General features: G+C 48.2%; 15 protein-coding genes and 1 tRNA gene. 8 read left to right on the top strand and 8 right to left on the bottom strand.

What is annotated here, in order from left to right; genetic code table 11:
• Nucleotides 1-108 precede the first annotated feature (108 nt).
• The 3 genes from BN4609_RS06445 (at nucleotide 109) to BN4609_RS06455 (ending at nucleotide 3,967) form a co-directional block, all read left to right on the top strand.
• Nucleotides 109-1,290 carry an acyltransferase family protein gene (locus BN4609_RS06445; protein WP_068855747.1) on the top strand — a complete coding sequence of 394 codons (1,182 nt, stop codon included), beginning with the start codon at nucleotides 109-111 and terminating at the stop codon, nucleotides 1,288-1,290.
• Nucleotides 1,291-1,318: 28 nt separating this feature from the next.
• The gene (locus BN4609_RS06450) at nucleotides 1,319-2,407 is read left to right on the top strand and encodes an acyltransferase (RefSeq protein WP_021992194.1); all 1,089 of its coding nucleotides are present in this window, start codon (nucleotides 1,319-1,321) and stop codon (nucleotides 2,405-2,407) included.
• 225 nt (nucleotides 2,408-2,632) lie between these two features.
• On the top strand, nucleotides 2,633-3,967 hold the full coding sequence (locus BN4609_RS06455) for an NADP-specific glutamate dehydrogenase (protein ID WP_068855748.1): 1,335 nt from the start codon (nucleotides 2,633-2,635) through the stop codon (nucleotides 3,965-3,967).
• A 189-nt stretch (nucleotides 3,968-4,156) separates the two neighbouring features.
• Here BN4609_RS06455 and BN4609_RS06460 read toward each other — a convergent pair whose 3' ends face one another.
• Nucleotides 4,157-4,705 carry a TlpA family protein disulfide reductase gene (locus BN4609_RS06460; protein ID WP_068855749.1) on the bottom strand — a complete coding sequence of 183 codons (549 nt, stop codon included), beginning with the start codon at nucleotides 4,703-4,705 and terminating at the stop codon, nucleotides 4,157-4,159.
• Nucleotides 4,672-5,085, bottom strand: coding sequence for a hypothetical protein (locus tag BN4609_RS16455; protein WP_164071598.1), 414 nt, complete (start codon nucleotides 5,083-5,085; stop codon nucleotides 4,672-4,674). The genes BN4609_RS06460 and BN4609_RS16455 overlap by 34 nt, the downstream gene beginning before the upstream one ends.
• Nucleotides 5,086-6,291: 1,206 nt before the next feature.
• On the opposite strand from BN4609_RS16455, the gene BN4609_RS06470 reads away from it, so the two are divergent.
• The 4 genes from BN4609_RS06470 to BN4609_RS06485 all read left to right on the top strand — a co-directional run bounded on the left by BN4609_RS06470 (nucleotide 6,292) and on the right by BN4609_RS06485 (nucleotide 11,963).
• Nucleotides 6,292-8,223, top strand: a complete 1,932-nt coding sequence (locus BN4609_RS06470; protein ID WP_068855751.1) for a leucine-rich repeat protein — start codon at nucleotides 6,292-6,294, stop codon at nucleotides 8,221-8,223.
• Nucleotides 8,224-8,389: 166 nt separating this feature from the next.
• On the top strand, nucleotides 8,390-10,360 hold the full coding sequence (locus BN4609_RS06475) for a leucine-rich repeat protein (protein WP_068855752.1): 1,971 nt from the start codon (nucleotides 8,390-8,392) through the stop codon (nucleotides 10,358-10,360).
• A gap of 936 nt (nucleotides 10,361-11,296) precedes the next feature.
• On the top strand, nucleotides 11,297-11,773 hold the full coding sequence (locus BN4609_RS06480) for a hypothetical protein (protein WP_068855753.1): 477 nt from the start codon (nucleotides 11,297-11,299) through the stop codon (nucleotides 11,771-11,773).
• Nucleotides 11,763-11,963 (top strand): helix-turn-helix transcriptional regulator, encoded by a 201-nt coding sequence (locus BN4609_RS06485; RefSeq protein WP_068855754.1) that lies wholly within the window; start codon nucleotides 11,763-11,765, stop codon nucleotides 11,961-11,963. The genes BN4609_RS06480 and BN4609_RS06485 overlap by 11 nt, the downstream gene beginning before the upstream one ends.
• Before the next feature lie 110 nt (nucleotides 11,964-12,073).
• Here BN4609_RS06485 and BN4609_RS06490 read toward each other — a convergent pair.
• The 6 genes from BN4609_RS06490 to BN4609_RS06515 form a co-directional block, all read right to left on the bottom strand.
• Nucleotides 12,074-12,147 (bottom strand) — tRNA-Asp (locus BN4609_RS06490).
• Nucleotides 12,148-12,220: 73 nt separating this feature from the next.
• Complete coding sequence (locus BN4609_RS06495; RefSeq protein WP_068855755.1) at nucleotides 12,221-12,745, bottom strand: GNAT family N-acetyltransferase; 525 nt, start codon at nucleotides 12,743-12,745, stop codon at nucleotides 12,221-12,223.
• Complete coding sequence (locus BN4609_RS06500) at nucleotides 12,742-13,932, bottom strand: glycosyltransferase family 2 protein (RefSeq protein WP_068855756.1); 1,191 nt, start codon at nucleotides 13,930-13,932, stop codon at nucleotides 12,742-12,744. Before BN4609_RS06500 ends, BN4609_RS06495 begins: the two co-directional genes overlap by 4 nt.
• Nucleotides 13,933-13,945: 13 nt before the next feature.
• On the bottom strand, nucleotides 13,946-14,344 hold the full coding sequence (locus BN4609_RS06505) for a hypothetical protein (RefSeq protein ID WP_241033222.1): 399 nt from the start codon (nucleotides 14,342-14,344) through the stop codon (nucleotides 13,946-13,948).
• Between the two features lie 20 nt (nucleotides 14,345-14,364).
• Nucleotides 14,365-14,982, bottom strand: a complete 618-nt coding sequence (gene recR / locus BN4609_RS06510; RefSeq protein WP_068855758.1) for a recombination mediator RecR — start codon at nucleotides 14,980-14,982, stop codon at nucleotides 14,365-14,367.
• 3 nt (nucleotides 14,983-14,985) lie between these two features.
• Complete coding sequence (locus BN4609_RS06515) at nucleotides 14,986-15,483, bottom strand: outer membrane beta-barrel protein (protein WP_068855759.1); 498 nt, start codon at nucleotides 15,481-15,483, stop codon at nucleotides 14,986-14,988.
• A gap of 469 nt (nucleotides 15,484-15,952) precedes the next feature.
• Here BN4609_RS06515 and BN4609_RS06520 point away from each other — a divergent pair, with 469 nt between their 5' ends.
• Nucleotides 15,953-17,620 carry a glycoside hydrolase family 10-like protein gene (locus tag BN4609_RS06520; RefSeq protein WP_068855760.1) on the top strand — a complete coding sequence of 556 codons (1,668 nt, stop codon included), beginning with the start codon at nucleotides 15,953-15,955 and terminating at the stop codon, nucleotides 17,618-17,620.
• Nucleotides 17,621-18,047: the final 427 nt, after the last annotated feature.

The following is an 18,047-nucleotide window of genomic DNA, read 5'->3' on the forward strand; positions in this document are numbered from 1 at the left end:
CTGCTCCGGCACAACTGCATGCAGCGACATGCATTTTACAGCAACCCGAATAATATAAAACATAATAAGATTATTAACACTTTAAACAAACCCAAACAACGAAGAAAAATGTCAAACAGCTACATTGCCTCAAAACCACGTTATGAGATTCTTGACGGTCTGCGCGGAGTGGCGGCAGTCATTGTCGTATTGTTCCACATGTTCGAGTGCTATTCTCCCGGCACGTTGGAACAGATAATAAACCACGGCTACCTTGCGGTGGACTTCTTTTTCGCCCTGTCAGGATTTGTCATTTCCTATGCCTACGACAACCGATGGGACAAGATGACGATGACCGACTTTTTCAAACGACGCATCATACGCCTTCATCCGATGGTGGTCTTCGGAACTCTGTTCGGCGCATGCTTTTTCTATATCAACGCGTGCGACAGTTTCCCGGTAATAGAGACAGTGCCGTGGTACTTCTTCCTGCTCGCCATCGTATGGTGTCTCACGCTCCTGCCCATACCGGCATGGCTCGACATGCGCGGCACAGTAGTCACAAATCCGTTCACAGACCCCGTTTGGTCGCTACAGTTCGAGTATATAGCCAACATAATTTACGCCTTCATACTGCGCCACCTGTCCAAGTTGGCAATAGCAATACTGTGCGTCGTGGCTGCCTTCTTCACCGTCACGCTGACCATGAACGTCGACCTGTTCGGATTCTTGGGCACACGCACATGGGCAGCCTACACCGTCATCGGAGGATGGTCGTTTGAACTGCCGCAGATATACATTGGACTTGTGCGTCTTGCCACACCTTTCCTTCTCGGCATACTCGTGGCACGCATAGGACGCTTCATCACCATCGGCAACGCATTCTTCTGGTGCGCGCTCCTGGTAGTCGGTGTGACCGCGTGTCCGCGTCTGGGAGGCGAGGAACACATGTGGATGAACGGCATATATGAGTCGGCGGTCATAATCATCGCGTTCCCGCTCATACTCTGCATCGGCGCGGGCAGTAAGATACGCGGCAGGAAAGCATACAGGCTGTGCAACTTTCTCGGAGATATTTCATATCCGCTCTACCTGACACACATCATATACATATACATGCTGTACAACTTCAAGAACAATCATCCTGACGCACCGCTGAGCATGATAATATGCGTTTGCGCCGGACTCTTCATAGCCTCGCTCTTCACTGCTTACGCAGCTCTGAAGCTGTATGACATGCCTGTGCGCGAGTATCTGAAAAAACGCTGGTTCGGCGGTAAACGGACAGAAAAGAACATAGAAAAGAAATAAAAACAAAAACACAATATCAAAAACAACGATGAAACGAATAGTCTTTCTGGATTACGTACGCGTGTTCGCATGCTTCCTTGTCATGATAGTGCACGCAAGTGAGAACTTTTACGGTGCAGCCGGCTCTACCGACATGGCAGGTCCGCAGTCGTTCCTGGCAAACGAGGCTGACCGTCTGTGGGTGAGCGTATACGACGGATTCTCACGCATGTCTGTGCCACTGTTCATGATAGTGTCGGCGTTTCTGCTCGCCCCGATGAAGGAAGGGCAGACCACGTGGCAGTTCTACCGCAAGCGGAGCCTGCGCATACTGCCACCGTTCTTCGTGTTCATGATACTCTACTGCACGCTGCCGCTGCTCTGGGGACAGATTGACGGAGAGACGTCACTGAAAGACCTGTCGCGCATACTGCTCAACTTCCCCACCCTCGCCGGTCACCTGTGGTTCATGTATCCGCTCTTCAGCCTCTATCTGTTCATACCCTTCATATCACCGTGGCTGAGCAAGGCGACAGCGAAGGAGGAGCGTTTCTTCATCGTGCTCTTCCTCATCTCCACATGCATTCCGTTCCTCAACCGCTGGTGCGGCGAGGTGTGGGGACAGTGTTTCTGGAACCAGTATCACATGCTCTGGTACTTCTCGGGCTATCTTGGCTATCTTGTCATGGCACACTACATAAGGGTGCACCTCACATGGGACAGAAAGACACGCCTCGTCCGCGGCATGGCACTCATGGCAGCCGGAGCCGCCATCACCATATGGTCGTTCTATGTGCAGGCTGTTCCGGGCGTCACCCACTCCACCCCTGAGATTGAGATAGGCTGGGCTTTCTGCACCATCAACTGCGTGATGCTCACTGCCGGAGCGTTCCTCATGTTCACATGCATAAAGGCGAAGAAAGCTCCAAAGATCATAACCGACCTGTCCAAACTGAGCTACGGCATGTATCTCATGCACATATTCTGGCTCGGCATGTGGGCAGGTGTGTTCAAGTCTGTTCTCGCACTGCCCACCGTGGCTGCCATCCCCTGCATCGCCATATGTACGTTCGTATGCTGCTACATCACAGCGAAAGTCATATCGCTTATCCCCGGCAGCAAGTGGGTGATAGGATAGACACAAGTCAGTTAAAGTGTCAATATCTTATCTTTTTGCAGCTTATTCTATAAAAAAGTGTCTTTTTGTTTGTTTTTCAAAATAAAACATGTATCTTTGCAACCGAAAAATTTGAAAGGGAGATAAAAGGAGCCTTCTCCGGAAGGCTCCCCACATATCCGCCTTGGACGACAGGGCAATGTTTTTTCAGGTAACATAACAAATCAAATAACTAACATTAAAGAAATGAAAGCCACAGAAGTTGTAGAAAATCTGAAAAGAAGATTTCCGAATGAGCCTGAATACATACAGGCAGTAAGTCAGGTGTTAGGCACCATCGAAGAAGAGTACAACAAGCATCCGGAGTTTGAGAAAGCAAACCTCATCGAACGTCTGTGCATTCCAGATCGCCTTGTAGAGTTCCGCGTGACGTGGGTTGACGACAAAGGCAACGTGCAGACAAACATGGGATACCGTGTACAGCACAACAACGTGATTGGTCCGTACAAGGGTGGTCTGCGCTTCCACGCATCAGTAAACCTGAGCATCCTGAAGTTCCTCGCATTCGAACAGACATTCAAGAACTCGCTCACAACCCTGCCTATGGGCGGTGCCAAGGGCGGATCTGACTTCTCGCCGCGCGGCAAGAGCAACGCTGAGGTGATGCGGTTCTGTCAGGCTTTCATGAACGAGCTCTACCGCCACATAGGTCCCGACGAGGACGTTCCGGCTGGCGACATCGGTGTGGGCGGCCGTGAAGTGGGCTACATGTTCGGACAATACAAGAAACTGACACACCAGTTCTGCGGCATTCTCACAGGAAAGGGTCTGGAGTTCGGCGGTTCGCTCATACGTCCGGAGGCGACAGGATATGGCAATGTTTACTTCCTCGAGAACATGCTCAAGACACGCAACATCGACCTGAAGGGAAAGACGGTGCTTGTGAGCGGTGCAGGAAACGTGGCTCAATATACAGTGGAGAAACTCATACAGCTCGGAGCTAAGCCTGTGACACTGTCTGACTCGGACGGATACATATACGACCCGGACGGCATAGACGAGGAGAAGCTGGCTTATGTGAAGGAACTCAAGAACATAGAACGCGGACGCATAAGCGAGTATGCGGAGAAATACGGAGTGAAATATGTTGCCGGAGCCAAGCCATGGTTTGAAAAGGCTGACATAGCACTGCCCTCTGCCACACAGAACGAGATAAACGAAGAGGCTGCAAAGGCACTCGTGGCAAACGGAGTGTTCGCCGTAAGCGAAGGCGCGAACATGCCGTCCACACCTGAGGCTATCAAAGTGTTCCAGGATGCCAAGATTCTGTATTCACCCGGAAAGGCTGCGAACGCCGGCGGTGTGGCAGTGTCGGGACTTGAGATGACACAGAACTCTGAGCGTCTGCGCTGGAGCAGCGAGGAGGTTGACAGCAAACTGCACGAGATAATGAACGACATTCACGCCAACTGCGTGAAGTACGGCACCGAGCCGGACGGATACATCAACTACGTGAAGGGCGCCAACGTCGCAGGATTCCTGAAGGTAGCCAAGGCTATGATGGCGCAGGGAATAGTCTGACCCCTGCATCAGAACATAGATTACGGAAATGGAATATAGCACAGCATGGCACACCGGCTGTGCTATATTTTTTTCCAAGCACATGTTCCGAATTAACAAGGTTATGTGTTTTCGTATAAAACCTTCAGACTCATCCCTATTCTTGAAAAATATCCATATTTAAGTTTTTCAACTTTGACATCCACACATTCACTCTTTGTTTATGCCCAGAACCCTATATACATTAGCGTTGCCTGACATTATCCTGTTACCGTTTTCATCATATATGAACAGTGTCGGATAACCGTAGATATCCCATATTCCCTTTAGGCTCTTGCCATTGATGAGATAATGCTCACCGCCGATATACTTTACCATATCCTCCCATTGCGCCATATTGCTGTTGTCCGCAATATACACAAAGTCGTAACCTTGCTCACTAAGACGCTTCTTATGCTTCCTTATTATCTTATGTGAGTTTAAGCACGAACCACACCATGTGTTCCAGAAATCAACCACAACCTTGCGCCCTTTGTGACGGCTCATGATATATCTCTCCAGACCTTCAGCCATGACCGAGTCAACGTCAACTATCTCATACTTCTGTATAGCATTGTCGCTTTGCGCCCATTCGGACAGATTATCGTTGTATTCCAATATCATGTCGGCAACATCTGGGTTTTTGTTTGAATAGAAACGTTTTATATCCTCCTTCTGTTCGGAGGTCAGTGCCTGTATGCTGTCGCATATCTGTCGCACATATGCTGTTGCGAGCAGAAGGTCGAGGAAGGTGTTGTCTTTGAATCTTTTACGCGTCCGAGACTTTTACGTGCATGCTCCATCCACTCCTCAGGTGTCGTATCGGATATGGGCTTCAAGCCGAATTCCTTTATATCAAGCACCGATTTCATGAATGTGTGTATCGGGGAAGGGTCTTCTCTGAACGCTATCGAGGCATAAAGAAAGTCGGGGCTGCCGAATCCGAGACTGTCAAGAAAAGAATAATACTCTATTCCCGGTTCTTTTGGAACAATTGGTTCCGGAACGAGCGAGCGATACGGATTGTCCGGAGAACAAATGTCGTCCTGCTGTCCCTTAATCTGTGTTTGGTATAGTTGAGAAAAAGCTTCGGGACACATTTCACATTGATATAATACTTCATTATTTTCTCTATTCCCGGTGACAGATTCATGCCTAATGAAATAATGTCATAATTCAGTGCCGTGAAAGCCATGCGTTCGTCAAGAAAATCCCTTGGGGAAAGAAAGTATACCCATCTGTTGTCATCATATAAGTCTACCGCCATATCTTCAATCAGATCCGCCTCGGAATCATTTAAACCGAAACCACCCTGTGTGATAAAACGGTCGCTTGCGCCATCATATTCTACGTATGTTGGCTTTTCCTGCGACAATGAGACAATATGTTTCATCCTTAAAAAAAGGGAATCTTACGAGTGATATACAAGTGCGATAGAGATATGATTTAGAACAATTCTTATAAACGGCTTCGCTGTAATAAAAGTCAAAAGAAAACCACTATCGCTCAATTTTTCCAATATTTGAATATCCGCATTCTGTCCATACTTGCAAATATGCAACTATAAAACGCTCTGTTGTGTCCGATTCACGGTATGTGCAATGCCGTGACCTGAAAGAGGCTGTTTGGGGCTACGAAACAGGCTCTTTCAGGAGCTGAAACAGCATGTTTCAGACGCCCGAAAAGCACGTTTTGCAACCCACTGGCAATCAGACAGTTGTCTCAAACAATGTCCGTGGACGCGATTAACATAAAATGTTAACGATGCAGGCGTCCTCCAACGGTCGTCGGGCGTATGGGACATTTGCGGATATTCATATTTAAATCCAGACAGGATTGGGGTTAAATATGATGCGAAATCGATATAAGAATTATGCATAAAGATTGGAGACTGTTCGCGGAACACACCTCCACATTGATATTCCTGCCAGTTTTGGGCATACCGGAAGAATTCCGGTGAAATTCTGCAGATACAACACTCACGATGGGACTGTTCTTTGGTTAACTAAGGTTAAAGACAGTTTATAACCGGAGGGCTCGCGCGTCTTATTATCAGATAAGAATGTTAATTAGCTGTTCAAAATCAACCGATATTATAAGATTACTCATATGTCATATATATCTTTGCCGTCATCCTGTGCGCTCTTCAGGCTTTCATTCCAAAGTCTCATCGGTAGTGTAGCCCGCTACACTCACTCTTCTGACTTTGAAATGCACCACCGGTACAGCACACAACATGATGGCAACCAATTCAGAACATATACTTATAAATAAACAATACATTATTCAACGATAGACGCACTCCTATGAACAATCACAACAAGACCCTACAGGCACTCATAATGCTGACATTACTGTACGTATGTATTACGGCAAGCGGACGCGATGTGACAGTGAGAACACCTGGCACGCTGCATACGACAATAAAAAGCAATGAGAAATATAAGATAAGTGAGCTGAAGATTGAAGGCGCGCTCAACTCTGCCGACATAATGATGCTGCGCGACATGGCGGGATGCGACGCAAAGGAACAACGCACCGAAGGACGGCTGAAAAGAATAGATATGAGTGGGGTGACATTTGTCAAGGACATCACTCCGTTCATAGAAAACAACAAAAGCAGCATCATAAACGACATATACACACTGCCGGCTTACATGTTCAGCAACTGTATAATAGAGGAAGTAGTATTGCCGCACAGCATAAAGGCTATAGGCGTAAGGTCGTTCGGCTATTCTGCCCTGAGAAAAATAACTCTGCCGGAAAATATCGTTGTGAACAACGACGCGTTCAAGGGATGCAGGAAACTGTCGGAAGTGACATTCCCTTATTTCACAAAGGAACTGTGGTCTGAATGTTTCAGCGGATGCACCGGTCTGAAATCAATAACCATCAACAACATAGGACTGCTTGGCTCACGAGCCTTCAGAAACATGGAGAACCTCACCGACATAACCATAAAGGGCGTCATCGGACATGTTGACGGATGGATGTGCCGCGACCTTCCGAGTCTTAAATCCATACACTTCGAAGGTTTTATAATCAACACAGGCAGCTCGATAATAGCGCAGAACTGTCCGCAGCTGAGTGAGATTGTGTTCTCCGGAACATGCATGCCTATGGGATTCGGAAGCGTGAAGGAATGTCCGCTGATGAAAAAGTGCACCGTAACAGGATATGTCATAAAGTCAGGTGACAAGAATTTCATAGAATATGACGAGCCGGTGACATTCAGCAGGCAGATGGAGGAGGCTTGCAGGAAATGTGAGGAGCTCATAGCAAGAGACGAATACTCCAGCATCTTCGGAGTGAAGAACACACTGTACGACATGGTGGTGATACTGACGGACATCGGAGAGGAAAGAAAAGCCGCACAGTATGCCGAGATGGCTGCAAGCTATAAGTATAAGGATCCGCAACAGGAGCAGGAACAGAGCGGGAAGTCATATAGCGGTCTGAAAAGCGAAAAAGACTTTCTGGGCATCCTGAAGGCTTCGAACCATTACGGAGCACACGACCCGGACAACGACAGACGCTTCACTTACGCTTCTGCCGACGACCCCGAACTGAAAAAGATAAAGGACTTCTTCAATCTTGAACACGTAGCAGGCGACGGCGATGAGTTGTCACAGATGAGAAACATCATGTCGTGGCTGCACGACAGGATAAGACACGACGGCTCGGGAGGATTCCCTCCGGGCGCAGAACGCAACGCCATAGACCTTTACAAGGCATGCAAGGCAAGAAACTGCGGACTGAACTCACGCGGTCTGTCCATCGTTCTGACAGAGCTTTATCTTGCCATGGGATGGCAGGCGCGCTTCGTCACATGCCAGTCGATGGACCCGGGCGACAGCGAATGCCATATAGTTGTGGTGGTGTGGAGCAGGACACTGGGAAAATGGATTATGATGGATCCGACATACGACGCCTATGTATGCGACGAGAACGGACTGATACTGCATCCGGGAGAAATAAGAAAGAGTATGATAGAAGGCAGGAAGCTCGTCCTTAGCGACAATGCCAACTGGAACCATGTATTGATGTTCACCGAGAAGAACTATCTTTATGAATACATGGCAAAGAATCTGTATATTCTGAGTGCATACCTTGACAGCTATCCAAACGTCGAATCGGAGGGTAAAAGCACATACTACACTCTGAAGCCGGAAGGATTCGACGCGAATATAGGAGGCACCGCAACATACGACGAGCAATGGTTCTGGCAGAAGCCTTAAACCCGAATTATGCTCCGGACGGTCAACCGCATCATATGCACGGACATGCCCGAATGACAGATTAAGATTAGGGATAGTGCAAACGAGCGGAGTGGAAGCTTGCTCTTAAATTGTCGGGAGCAATATAACATCATAAAACATGAGTTATTATCAAAACATATAAGCAATGACTGGAAACATGAAAATCAGGTACATACTACTGGCTGTAACACTGCTGCTGCATGTTTACGGCATGGCGGCAGAGAGAAAAAGCGTGACAGTGAAAACACCGGGAACGCTGAACTCACTGATATCCGGCAGTGAGAAATATGAAATAACCGACCTGAAGATTTCGGGAAGACTGAACGCAGACGACCTTGCCCTGTTGCGCGACATGGCGGGATGCAATAAGGAAGAGGAATACACCAAAGGTCAGCTGAGACATCTGGACATGACTGCGGCGACATTAGTACCCGGCGAGACGACATACATAGGGAATGGGAAAAACCTTAAGATAACCGATAAAAACTCCATCCCCGCATATCTGTTCAGCAATTGCCGCATAGAGAGGATAGAACTGCCGCAAAACACAAAACGCATCGGGGACATGGCTTTCATGCAATCGGCTCTGAAGAAAATAAAACTTCCGGAGAACATCATTCTGGAAAACGGTGCGTTCAGAGAGTGCCGCAACCTGTCTGATGTGACCTTCCCGAAATTCACAAAGGAAATTGGCGTTGAATGTTTCAGCGGTTGCAGCAAACTGAAGAAAATCAACATAAACGACATAGGATACATTGCCTTCCATGCTTTCAAGCAAATAGAGAATGTCACGGAGATAACCATACATGGAGTGCTCGGCCATGCTGACGGGTGGATGTGCTATGACATGCCGTCGCTGAAGACTCTCAGATTTGAAGACTTTATAATAAGCACGGGCGGTCCTGACATTGCAGAGAACTGTCCCGACCTTGAAGAGATCATATTTCTGGGCGATTGCGTGTCCATGGGATTCGGAAAGGTGACCGGATGTCCGCTTACAGACAAATGCACTGTCAAAGGATATATCATCAGGTCTGCCAACAGAGACTTCATTGAATACGAAGAGCCGATAGTACAGAACGCAAAATTCAATGAGGTATGCGCGACACTTGACAGGCTGACTGACATGCCGCAGTATTCGGAGGTGTTCGGAGTGGAATACGCATTGTATGACATGGCTTGTGTCTACTCCATAACAGGAGAGAAAGAAAAAGCCGTAGCGGCACTCGAGAAAGCCATACGCAAAGGCTACGGCAACTACAAATGGCTGTGTCAGGACAAAGATCTTGACAACATAAGGAACGAAGAAGGATTCAAGAAACTGGCAGAAGAACTGCGGAAAACAAAGGATTATCTGTACGTGCTGAAGCACAGCGGACCTTACGCGACAGCATACACAACAAATAAAGAGAAGTTCACCTACGCGTCTCCTGACGATGAGGATATGAGGAAAATAAGGACTTTCTTCAATCTTGATGTGATTGCAGGAAAAGGGGACGAGATTTCCCAAATGAAGAATATCATGTATTGGCTTCACGACCAGATAAGGCACGACGGCTCCGGAGGATTTCCACGGAACACGAAACGCAACGCAATAGACCTCTACAACGCCTGCAAGGCACAGAACAGAGGACTTAACTGCCGCGGACTTGCCATCGTCCTGTCAGAGATGTACCTGGCTATGGGATGGCAGGCACGTTTCATAACCTGTCAGCCTAAGGACTACATACACGACAACGACTGCCATGTGATAGTCATGGTGTGGAGCCGGACTCTCGAAAAATGGATATGGATGGATCCGTCGTTTGCGGCGTATGTCTGCGACGAAAACGGACTTCTGCTCCACCCTGGAGAGGTAAGAAGACGCCTGATAGAAGGCAAGCCTCTCGTGCTTAACAAAGATGCCAACTGGAATCATCAGAGTATACAGACAAAAGAATACTATATCGACGAATACATGGCGAAGAACCTGTATTATCTGAGTACTTACCTGCACAACGGCTCAAATGTGGAAAGCGGCAACAGCAGCACTTACTTCACACTGAAGCCGGAAGGTTCTGATGCGGAAATAGGCAAAGATACATACGACGAGTCATGGTTCTGGCAAAAGCCATGAATATCATCGGCTAACGGTTATAAGCGGCAGTTCAAACCTGACAGGTATTATAAAAATACCCGTATGTCATATATATCCATGCCATCATTCCGTGCACTCTTTATACAAGGCAAACTGCGCCCGGCAAAAAAAGAGCAGGCTCTATTTGCACTCACTTGCATTGTCTTTGGATAAGACAAGCGGCGCTCGGCAAAAAAAGAGCAGGCTCTATTTGCACTCACTTGCATTGTCTTTGGATAAGACAAGCGGCGCTCGGCAAAAAAGAGCAGGCTCTATTTGCACTCACTTGCATTGTCTTTTACGCTGCGTTACAAAGTATCATCGGTTGTGTAGCTCGCTACACTCAACTTACGGATTTTGAAATGCACGTCTTGGGCAGGACACAATCTGATGGCAACTGATTCAGAACATCAATTTACATCTCAACATCTGTTTTTTTCATATTTAGATTGATTGTCAAAGACCGTTCCTACAACCTGACAGGCAGGAACGGTCTTTTCTGTCATATTTTCCATGCATCGCTTCATAACGTAATGTTTTGATTATAACTATTGAACACCAACCTATAATCATACCGACAAAACTGCATTTTCAACCTGATTGCCGACTCTTCAGCCCTATTATCCACTGCATAAACCATACTGTTTACAGATTATTCTCAATGTGTCACACTACATTTTCACTCAAAACGGAAAATAATATGCCAGACAGCAGTACGAATTAAGGATTAAGTGTAACGGCAGATTAGATTTAAAACACATACATCAATTGTCATACTCTATATAAAGCACACCAGATTTTCACCGCTTCCACAACCGTTAAACAAATCTAAAACAATACCCATAAAGTAAAGTTTACTTGTCTTTTAGAAAAGAATATTTTACTTTTGCAACATAGACATCGCATATTCATCAATCTGATTTAAAACTTACTGTTATGAACAAAATTAATTTATTACCTGTACATGCCAAGATATACGGCTACATATTGTTGGCTTTGTGCCTTGCTTGTTTAGCTGTTATAGTGACCAACGACGCCTGGCTGCCCGACGATTTGGTGAGTATAGCCATGCCGGGATTTGGTGGAGGTATTTTATCAAAATACCGTTTTGTATTCGAGAAAACCGGTATGACACACGAGTTGGTCTTTGTTCTCACGGCAATAGCGTTGTTTCTCATTGCATTTGCCCGCGAGAAAGACGAAGATGAGTATTGCATGACGCTCCGGCTGAAGTCGTGGGTGTGGGCAGCCAAGATTCAAATGGCATTCACCATCGGCATCTTCCTCTTTCTTTTCGACGTGCCTTTTCTCTATGCTTTAGTTGCCAACATGTTTTTGGTGTTTGTGCTGTTCCGTGCAAAGTTCGACTACGAGCTGTGGAAAAGCAGGAAGGAGGCAAGCCATGAAAAATAGAATCAGAGTATTGCGGGCTGAGTTCGACATGACCCAATCGCAATTGGCAGAGCATATAGGTGTGTCCCGCCAATCAATTGTTGCCATAGAAAACAGCAAGTATGTACCTTCCACCATTTTGGCATTGAAAATGGCAAAGCTGTTCAATACCGATGTTTCCAACATCTTCAGCCTTGAAGATACAGATTAATAGCAAACGAATAAATAGCAAAAACCATTAACAAAAGCACCCGGCTTTACATTCTTTGGTGTAAAACCGGGTGTTTAATTTGTAAAAACATTAGTTTTCAGTATTTGTTGCGGTGCGTACGGGACTCGAACCCGTGACCCCATGCGTGACAGGCATGTATTCTAACCAACTGAACTAACGCACCAAGGCTCTTATTTATTTTTGCGAGTGCAAAGTTACACATAATATTTTTTATTGCCAAATAATAAGAAGACTTTTTATAAAAAACTTTGCATCACTATTGAATTCTTATAGTTTTTACCGTCAAACAGCCAGTCGGCAAGTTCACATTGCTCCCTGAATCCCATTTTCCTGAACAACTCCACCGACGCGACATTGCTTTTGTCCACAATCACATATATCTGATGCAGATGCAGTATGTCAAGAGCATATTTCCTTATCTGGTTCACAGCAGCCGTGGCAAATCCGCACCGGCGCTTTTCCTTTTTCACTACAATGCTCAGCTCTGCCCGTCTGTGCTGTGGACTGAAATTAACAAGATCCACCATACCCACCGTAACGCCGTTCTCATCCTCTATCATCAGCCTCACCTGCTTGTCAGTATATATGTCTCCCGCCACATTCGCCACATAGTCATGCAGCACATACCTTGAGTATGGCACATTCGTAGTGCCTACATTCCATATCTCCACATCATTCTCCATCTGATACAGAGTGTCAAGATCCTCCGGCTCCATAGCCCTCAGTCTCACGGACGGCTTACAGTCATTCGCGGTGCTCATTTGAATATCTCTTCAGGAGTAATTATAATCCGGGTATGGCTGTTGTATGTTCCTATATAAACATTGTCCTCCACTCCCTTTGCAAAAATGTTGAGGATGTCATCATAAGAATAGGCATCGACGTCATACACAACATACACTATATTGTTCTTCGGAAGGTCAAGCCCCAGATGCCCCTCTGGATTATCCGTGGAATTGCGCTCATAGAACACCGCCTCAAGACCTTTCCTCCTGGCAATGTTGCGGCATTGAGCCATCGCCCTGCGCGAGCCCAGGAACACGAAAGACGGATCCTTCCTGTTGTTTACAACAAAAAAGCCGAGACTCTTTCTCAGTCTGTTCATCTGCATGCGTCCGAGCTCTACCAGAGCCTTTGCGTATATAGCAAACTTCACGGGGATGCTAAGCAGCAGTCTCATATTGCCGTAATGCTTGTTCAGGAATATAAGCATTGCGCCATAAAACACATGCACATATCGGAAAGACGACTTCTGCGTGCTCTCACCCTTATAATGCAATATGCGCGAGGGCACATACCAGTTCTCAAATCCGCCTTTTATGAGCCTGAACGACAGGTCGATGTCCTCACCATACATGAAGAAATCCTCGTCGAGCGCACCCACCTTGTCTATAGCCGAGCGTCTGAGCATGCAGAAAGCGCCGCTCACCACCTCTATCCTTTCAGGTCTGTCCCACGACAGATAACTCATATAATAATGTGCGAAGCGTCTGCTCTTGGGAAAACGCGCGCACAGACCCGACATCTTGTAGAAACCCGTCATTGGCGTCGGTATGCCCCGCCTCGACTCCATAGCGTCGGCACCGTTACACTGAGCCATCCTCACCCCCACAGCTCCCGACCTCGGATGTTCATCCATGAAGTCTATCACGTCCGCTATGGTGTGTTCGCCGACAATGGTGTCCGGATTGAGCAGCAGCACATATTCTCCGCAGCACCGCCTGATGGCAAGATTGTTCGCGCGCGCGAACCCGAGATTGCGGTTGCTGCTTATTATCCTGACCTTCGGGAAACGGCATGAGAGATAATCCACCGAACCGTCACGCGAATGGTTGTCCACCACATAAATCTCGCACTCCATGCCTTCGGTAGCTTTCCTGAGCGAGTGCAGACACTGTTCGAGATAGAACTTTACGTTGTAGCTGACTATTATTACAGACAGTTTCAATGCATCTACAGTTTTACGCTTCCGCGTTTATCTCCGACATACAGCGTTCCCTGGTCGGCACGATAAAAAACAGGCATAGAAAAAGGATTATGCCCATATATCCGAAAGCAACATTCATAAACATATAATAAAGTACGGTGTTAAGCACCATCGGCACACACAGCATGAGAAGCCGCGTCATTCCCCACACCTTCAGTGACTCTGCTGAAGTAAGCTTTCTGCCGATACGCCTGAAACGGAACAGCCTCATCGCCACCGGTATTATGCATATGGTGAGAAACTCCATCGTGAAAGCCGTCACAAACTCTATGCTTTTGTCCTCAGATATCATTATGCCGCAGGGCAGTATATCAGTCTCGAAAAGCGTCACAATGACAAGTCCCACGCCTATTGCCGTGAGAAATGTGCCCATTAGAAGTCGTTGCGTATGTCTCATTTTTCGTTAACTACTGTCGTGCGGTTGAGTATTGCCCTTCCGAGTGTCACCTCATCCGTATACTCAAGTTCGTCCCCCACGGATATGCCGCGTGCTATGACGCTCACCTTCACATTCTCACCGGCGAGCTTGCGTGATATATAGAAGTTTGTGGTGTCGCCCTCCATCGTCGAGCTGAGGGCAAGAATCACCTCCTTCACTCCGCCTGCCCTCACGCGCTCCACAAGCGAGTCAATCTCCAGATCGCCCGGTCCGATGCCGTCCATCGGTGATATGATGCCTCCGAGCACATGATACAGACCGTCATACTGCTGCGTGTTCTCCACAGCCATGACGTCGCGTATGTTCTCCACCACGCACACCGTTGACGCATCGCGGCGCTTGTCCGAGCATATCGGGCAGATGTCCTCGTCGCTGATGTTGTGGCACAGGCGGCAGTATTTTATGTCATGCCTCAGTTCCGAGAGCGACGACGCCAGTCTGTCCACATCCTCCGTGCTCTGCCTGAGCACATAAAGAGCAAGCCGCAGGGCAGTCTTTCGTCCTATGCCCGGCAGCTTTGCCAGTTCTCCCACAGCCTTGTCCAAAAGCAGGGACGGATATGAGCTGTCCATATATCAGTCTGTGAAAAGATATACGCCCAAGCCTATCTTCAGTCCTACTGTGGAAAAATCGCTGTGTTTCTTGAACGACTGGTCGTAGTATATCGCCGGCTCCACCGTAACGGTGCGGCTCAGGAAGAACGAGTATCCCACCTCAACGCCAGGCAGGACATCGTTGTAGCCATGACTGCCGTGTATGTACTTGCAGTTCACACCGAGGTATATTCCGTTCTGTTCTATATAGTAACGGCCGCCCACACCTACGCTCAGTCGGTCGTCTGACGCCTTTCCGCCTCTATGGTCATACGCCATATGTCCGAGCAGCATGAGGTTGTCGTCAAACATATATCCAGCCTGCGCCTGCAGTCCGAGGCTCAGCTCGTCTAGACCCGAGTATTTGAGGTTGAGACCGGTGAGCGAACCGCCGAGATACACTTTACCCTGCTCAAACTGAGCGTTTGCCGTAACGGCCATACAGAGGGCCGCAATCATCGCAATCAATTTCTTTCTCATAATAATAAAAATAACATTATCAATAAATATGGGGCATACCCACAAGGTGCAATACCTGCCTTACTACTCCGGCTAATGATGTGCCGGTATGCATAAGGAAGCCATTACGATGCAAAAATACACAATATATTTGAGAAACCGAAAAATATAATTATCTTTGTCAAAGATAATGCAAACGAGCGCAATGAGAGATTGCTCTCACATTGCCGAGTGCAGCTTATCTTATATAAAGATAATGCAAACGAGCGCAATGAGAGTCTGCTCTCACATTGCCGAGTGCGGCTTATCTTATGTAAAGATAAACGGCGGCTCCGCAATATCAAGCACGGTAAAACTCAGTTTCAACGTCTTGCAGCCACACCCGCCTTGAATTATCATTGTAAAGAACAAATGAATATCATTTGCAGAAACATACACAATAGCGCACGGCAGCCGCGACACCGGCATACCATTTTAAAGAACGCATCAGATGAACAGACTTTTCACCATTCTGCTGACAATAATCACTGCGGCACTCACCGCCGCCGCACAACCCAAATATGAGGTAAGAGCCGTATGGCTCACAACAATAGGCGGCATAGACTGGCCGCACAGCCATGCAGGCTCAGCACGTTCCATAGAACGGCAGAAGGACGAGCTGCGCGCCATACTCGACCGTCTGCAGCGCGCCAACATAAACACCGTTCTGCTGCAGACGCGCATCAGAGCCACGACAATCTATCCCTCGGCATACGAGCCGTGGGACGGATGTCTGTCGGGCAAGCCGGGCAAGAGTCCCGGATACGACGCACTGCAGTTCGCCATTGACGAGTGTCACAGCCGGGGCATGGAGCTTCACGCATGGGTGGTGGCAATACCGGTAGGCAAATGGAACTCCGCCGGATGTGCCAGGTTGCGCAAACGCCATCCCGGACTCGTACGTAAGATAGGAGCGGAAGGATACATGAACCCTGAGAAACAACAGACAGCCGAATATCTGGCAGACCTTTGCGCCGAGATAACAGCCAACTACGACATTGACGGCATACACCTCGACTACATCCGCTATCACGAGACGTGGCCCATGAAGGTGTCGCGTAAGCAGGGACGCGCCAACATCACAAACATAGTGAGAGCCATAAGCCACAGGGTGAAATCGATGAAGCCATGGGTAAAGATGAGCTGCTCGCCCATAGGAAAATATAAGGACCTGAGCAGGTTCAGCAGTTTCGGATGGAACGCCTACGAACGTGTCTGCCAGGACGCACAGGGCTGGCTGCGCGACGGACTTATGGACGCACTGTTCCCGATGATGTATTTCCGGGGCAACCAGTTCTATCCTTTCGCCCTCGACTGGAGCGAGCAGAGCTACGGACGCATCGTGGCTCCGGGACTTGGCATATACTTCATGTCACCGCGTGAGAAAGACTGGCCGCTCTCCGACATCACGCGCGAGATGCTCACACTGCGCCACTACGGCATGGGGCACGCCTACTTCCGCAGCAAGTTCTTCACCGACAACGTGAAAGGCATATACTCTTTCGCACGCGAGTCGTTCTGCCGCTACCCTGCCCTCATACCGCCGATGACATGGGAGAGCACCGCCCAGCCGGAACCGCCGTCGTCGCTGAGCCGCGACAGTCACGCGGGAGACGTGGAAAGACTGTCGTGGCTGCCGACAGACAGGGACACCACCAAGATAATGTATAATGTGTACTGCTCGCGCGAATATCCGGTGAACACTGATGACGCGCGCAACCTTGTCATGGTGAGACTGCGCAAGACCGGTATAATAATACCTCGCGACCCGTCGCGCTACTATGCCGTGACGGCAACAGACCGCTACGGCAACGAGAGCAAACCGCTTCAGGAGAAACACACTGACTGCGACGCGACGCCAGCAAGACTGCCCGACGGACTACTCGAATGCGACGGAAAGCGGCTCAGCCTGCCAAAGAAGAGCAACGTACTCGACGCATCTTTTGTCACCATTGAGACGCTGCAGGGCGACATCGTAGCCACGCGGCAATACAAAGGCAATACTGCCGACGTGAGCCGTCTGCCTGAGGGGATGTATGTGCTCCGCTCTCTCGGGCGCAAAGGAGTGAGCCACAGACTGGGACATTTCATCATAAGGCGTCACGACGGCATGCGGTGAGCGGTGCCCGTGCGTCAGCATCATCATCCTATAAGAAAGCCTCAACGCTTTATCATTACTGTTTTCATCGCATCTGTGGAATGCCCGATAGCAGACGTTTTATTCATAATACAAATATACAATATGTATTACCAAAGGTGAATATTATACCAACGTCAACTTCACGAGAATGCCGCAGTGGCTCACAACAATCCGATTTGTAGCAAATTCCGGAGTTTTGAGCACATATGCCAACACCCTGTTACTCAGCCGTTTACACCCTACAGATTGTTTTCCTACACTTTGCCGTCCTCTCATAAAGCCCGTTTCGCAGTCCGGTAAAGCCTTTTCCGCACCACAAAACAGGCTTTGCCACACCACAACAACGCCTTTCCTGCAATGCAGGAAAGGCTCTTCCGTGCCGCGACAGTGTTTTTCATGAGCCGAA

Source organism: Leyella lascolaii (assembly GCF_900079775.1).
Classification (GTDB): domain Bacteria; phylum Bacteroidota; class Bacteroidia; order Bacteroidales; family Bacteroidaceae; genus Prevotella; species Prevotella lascolaii.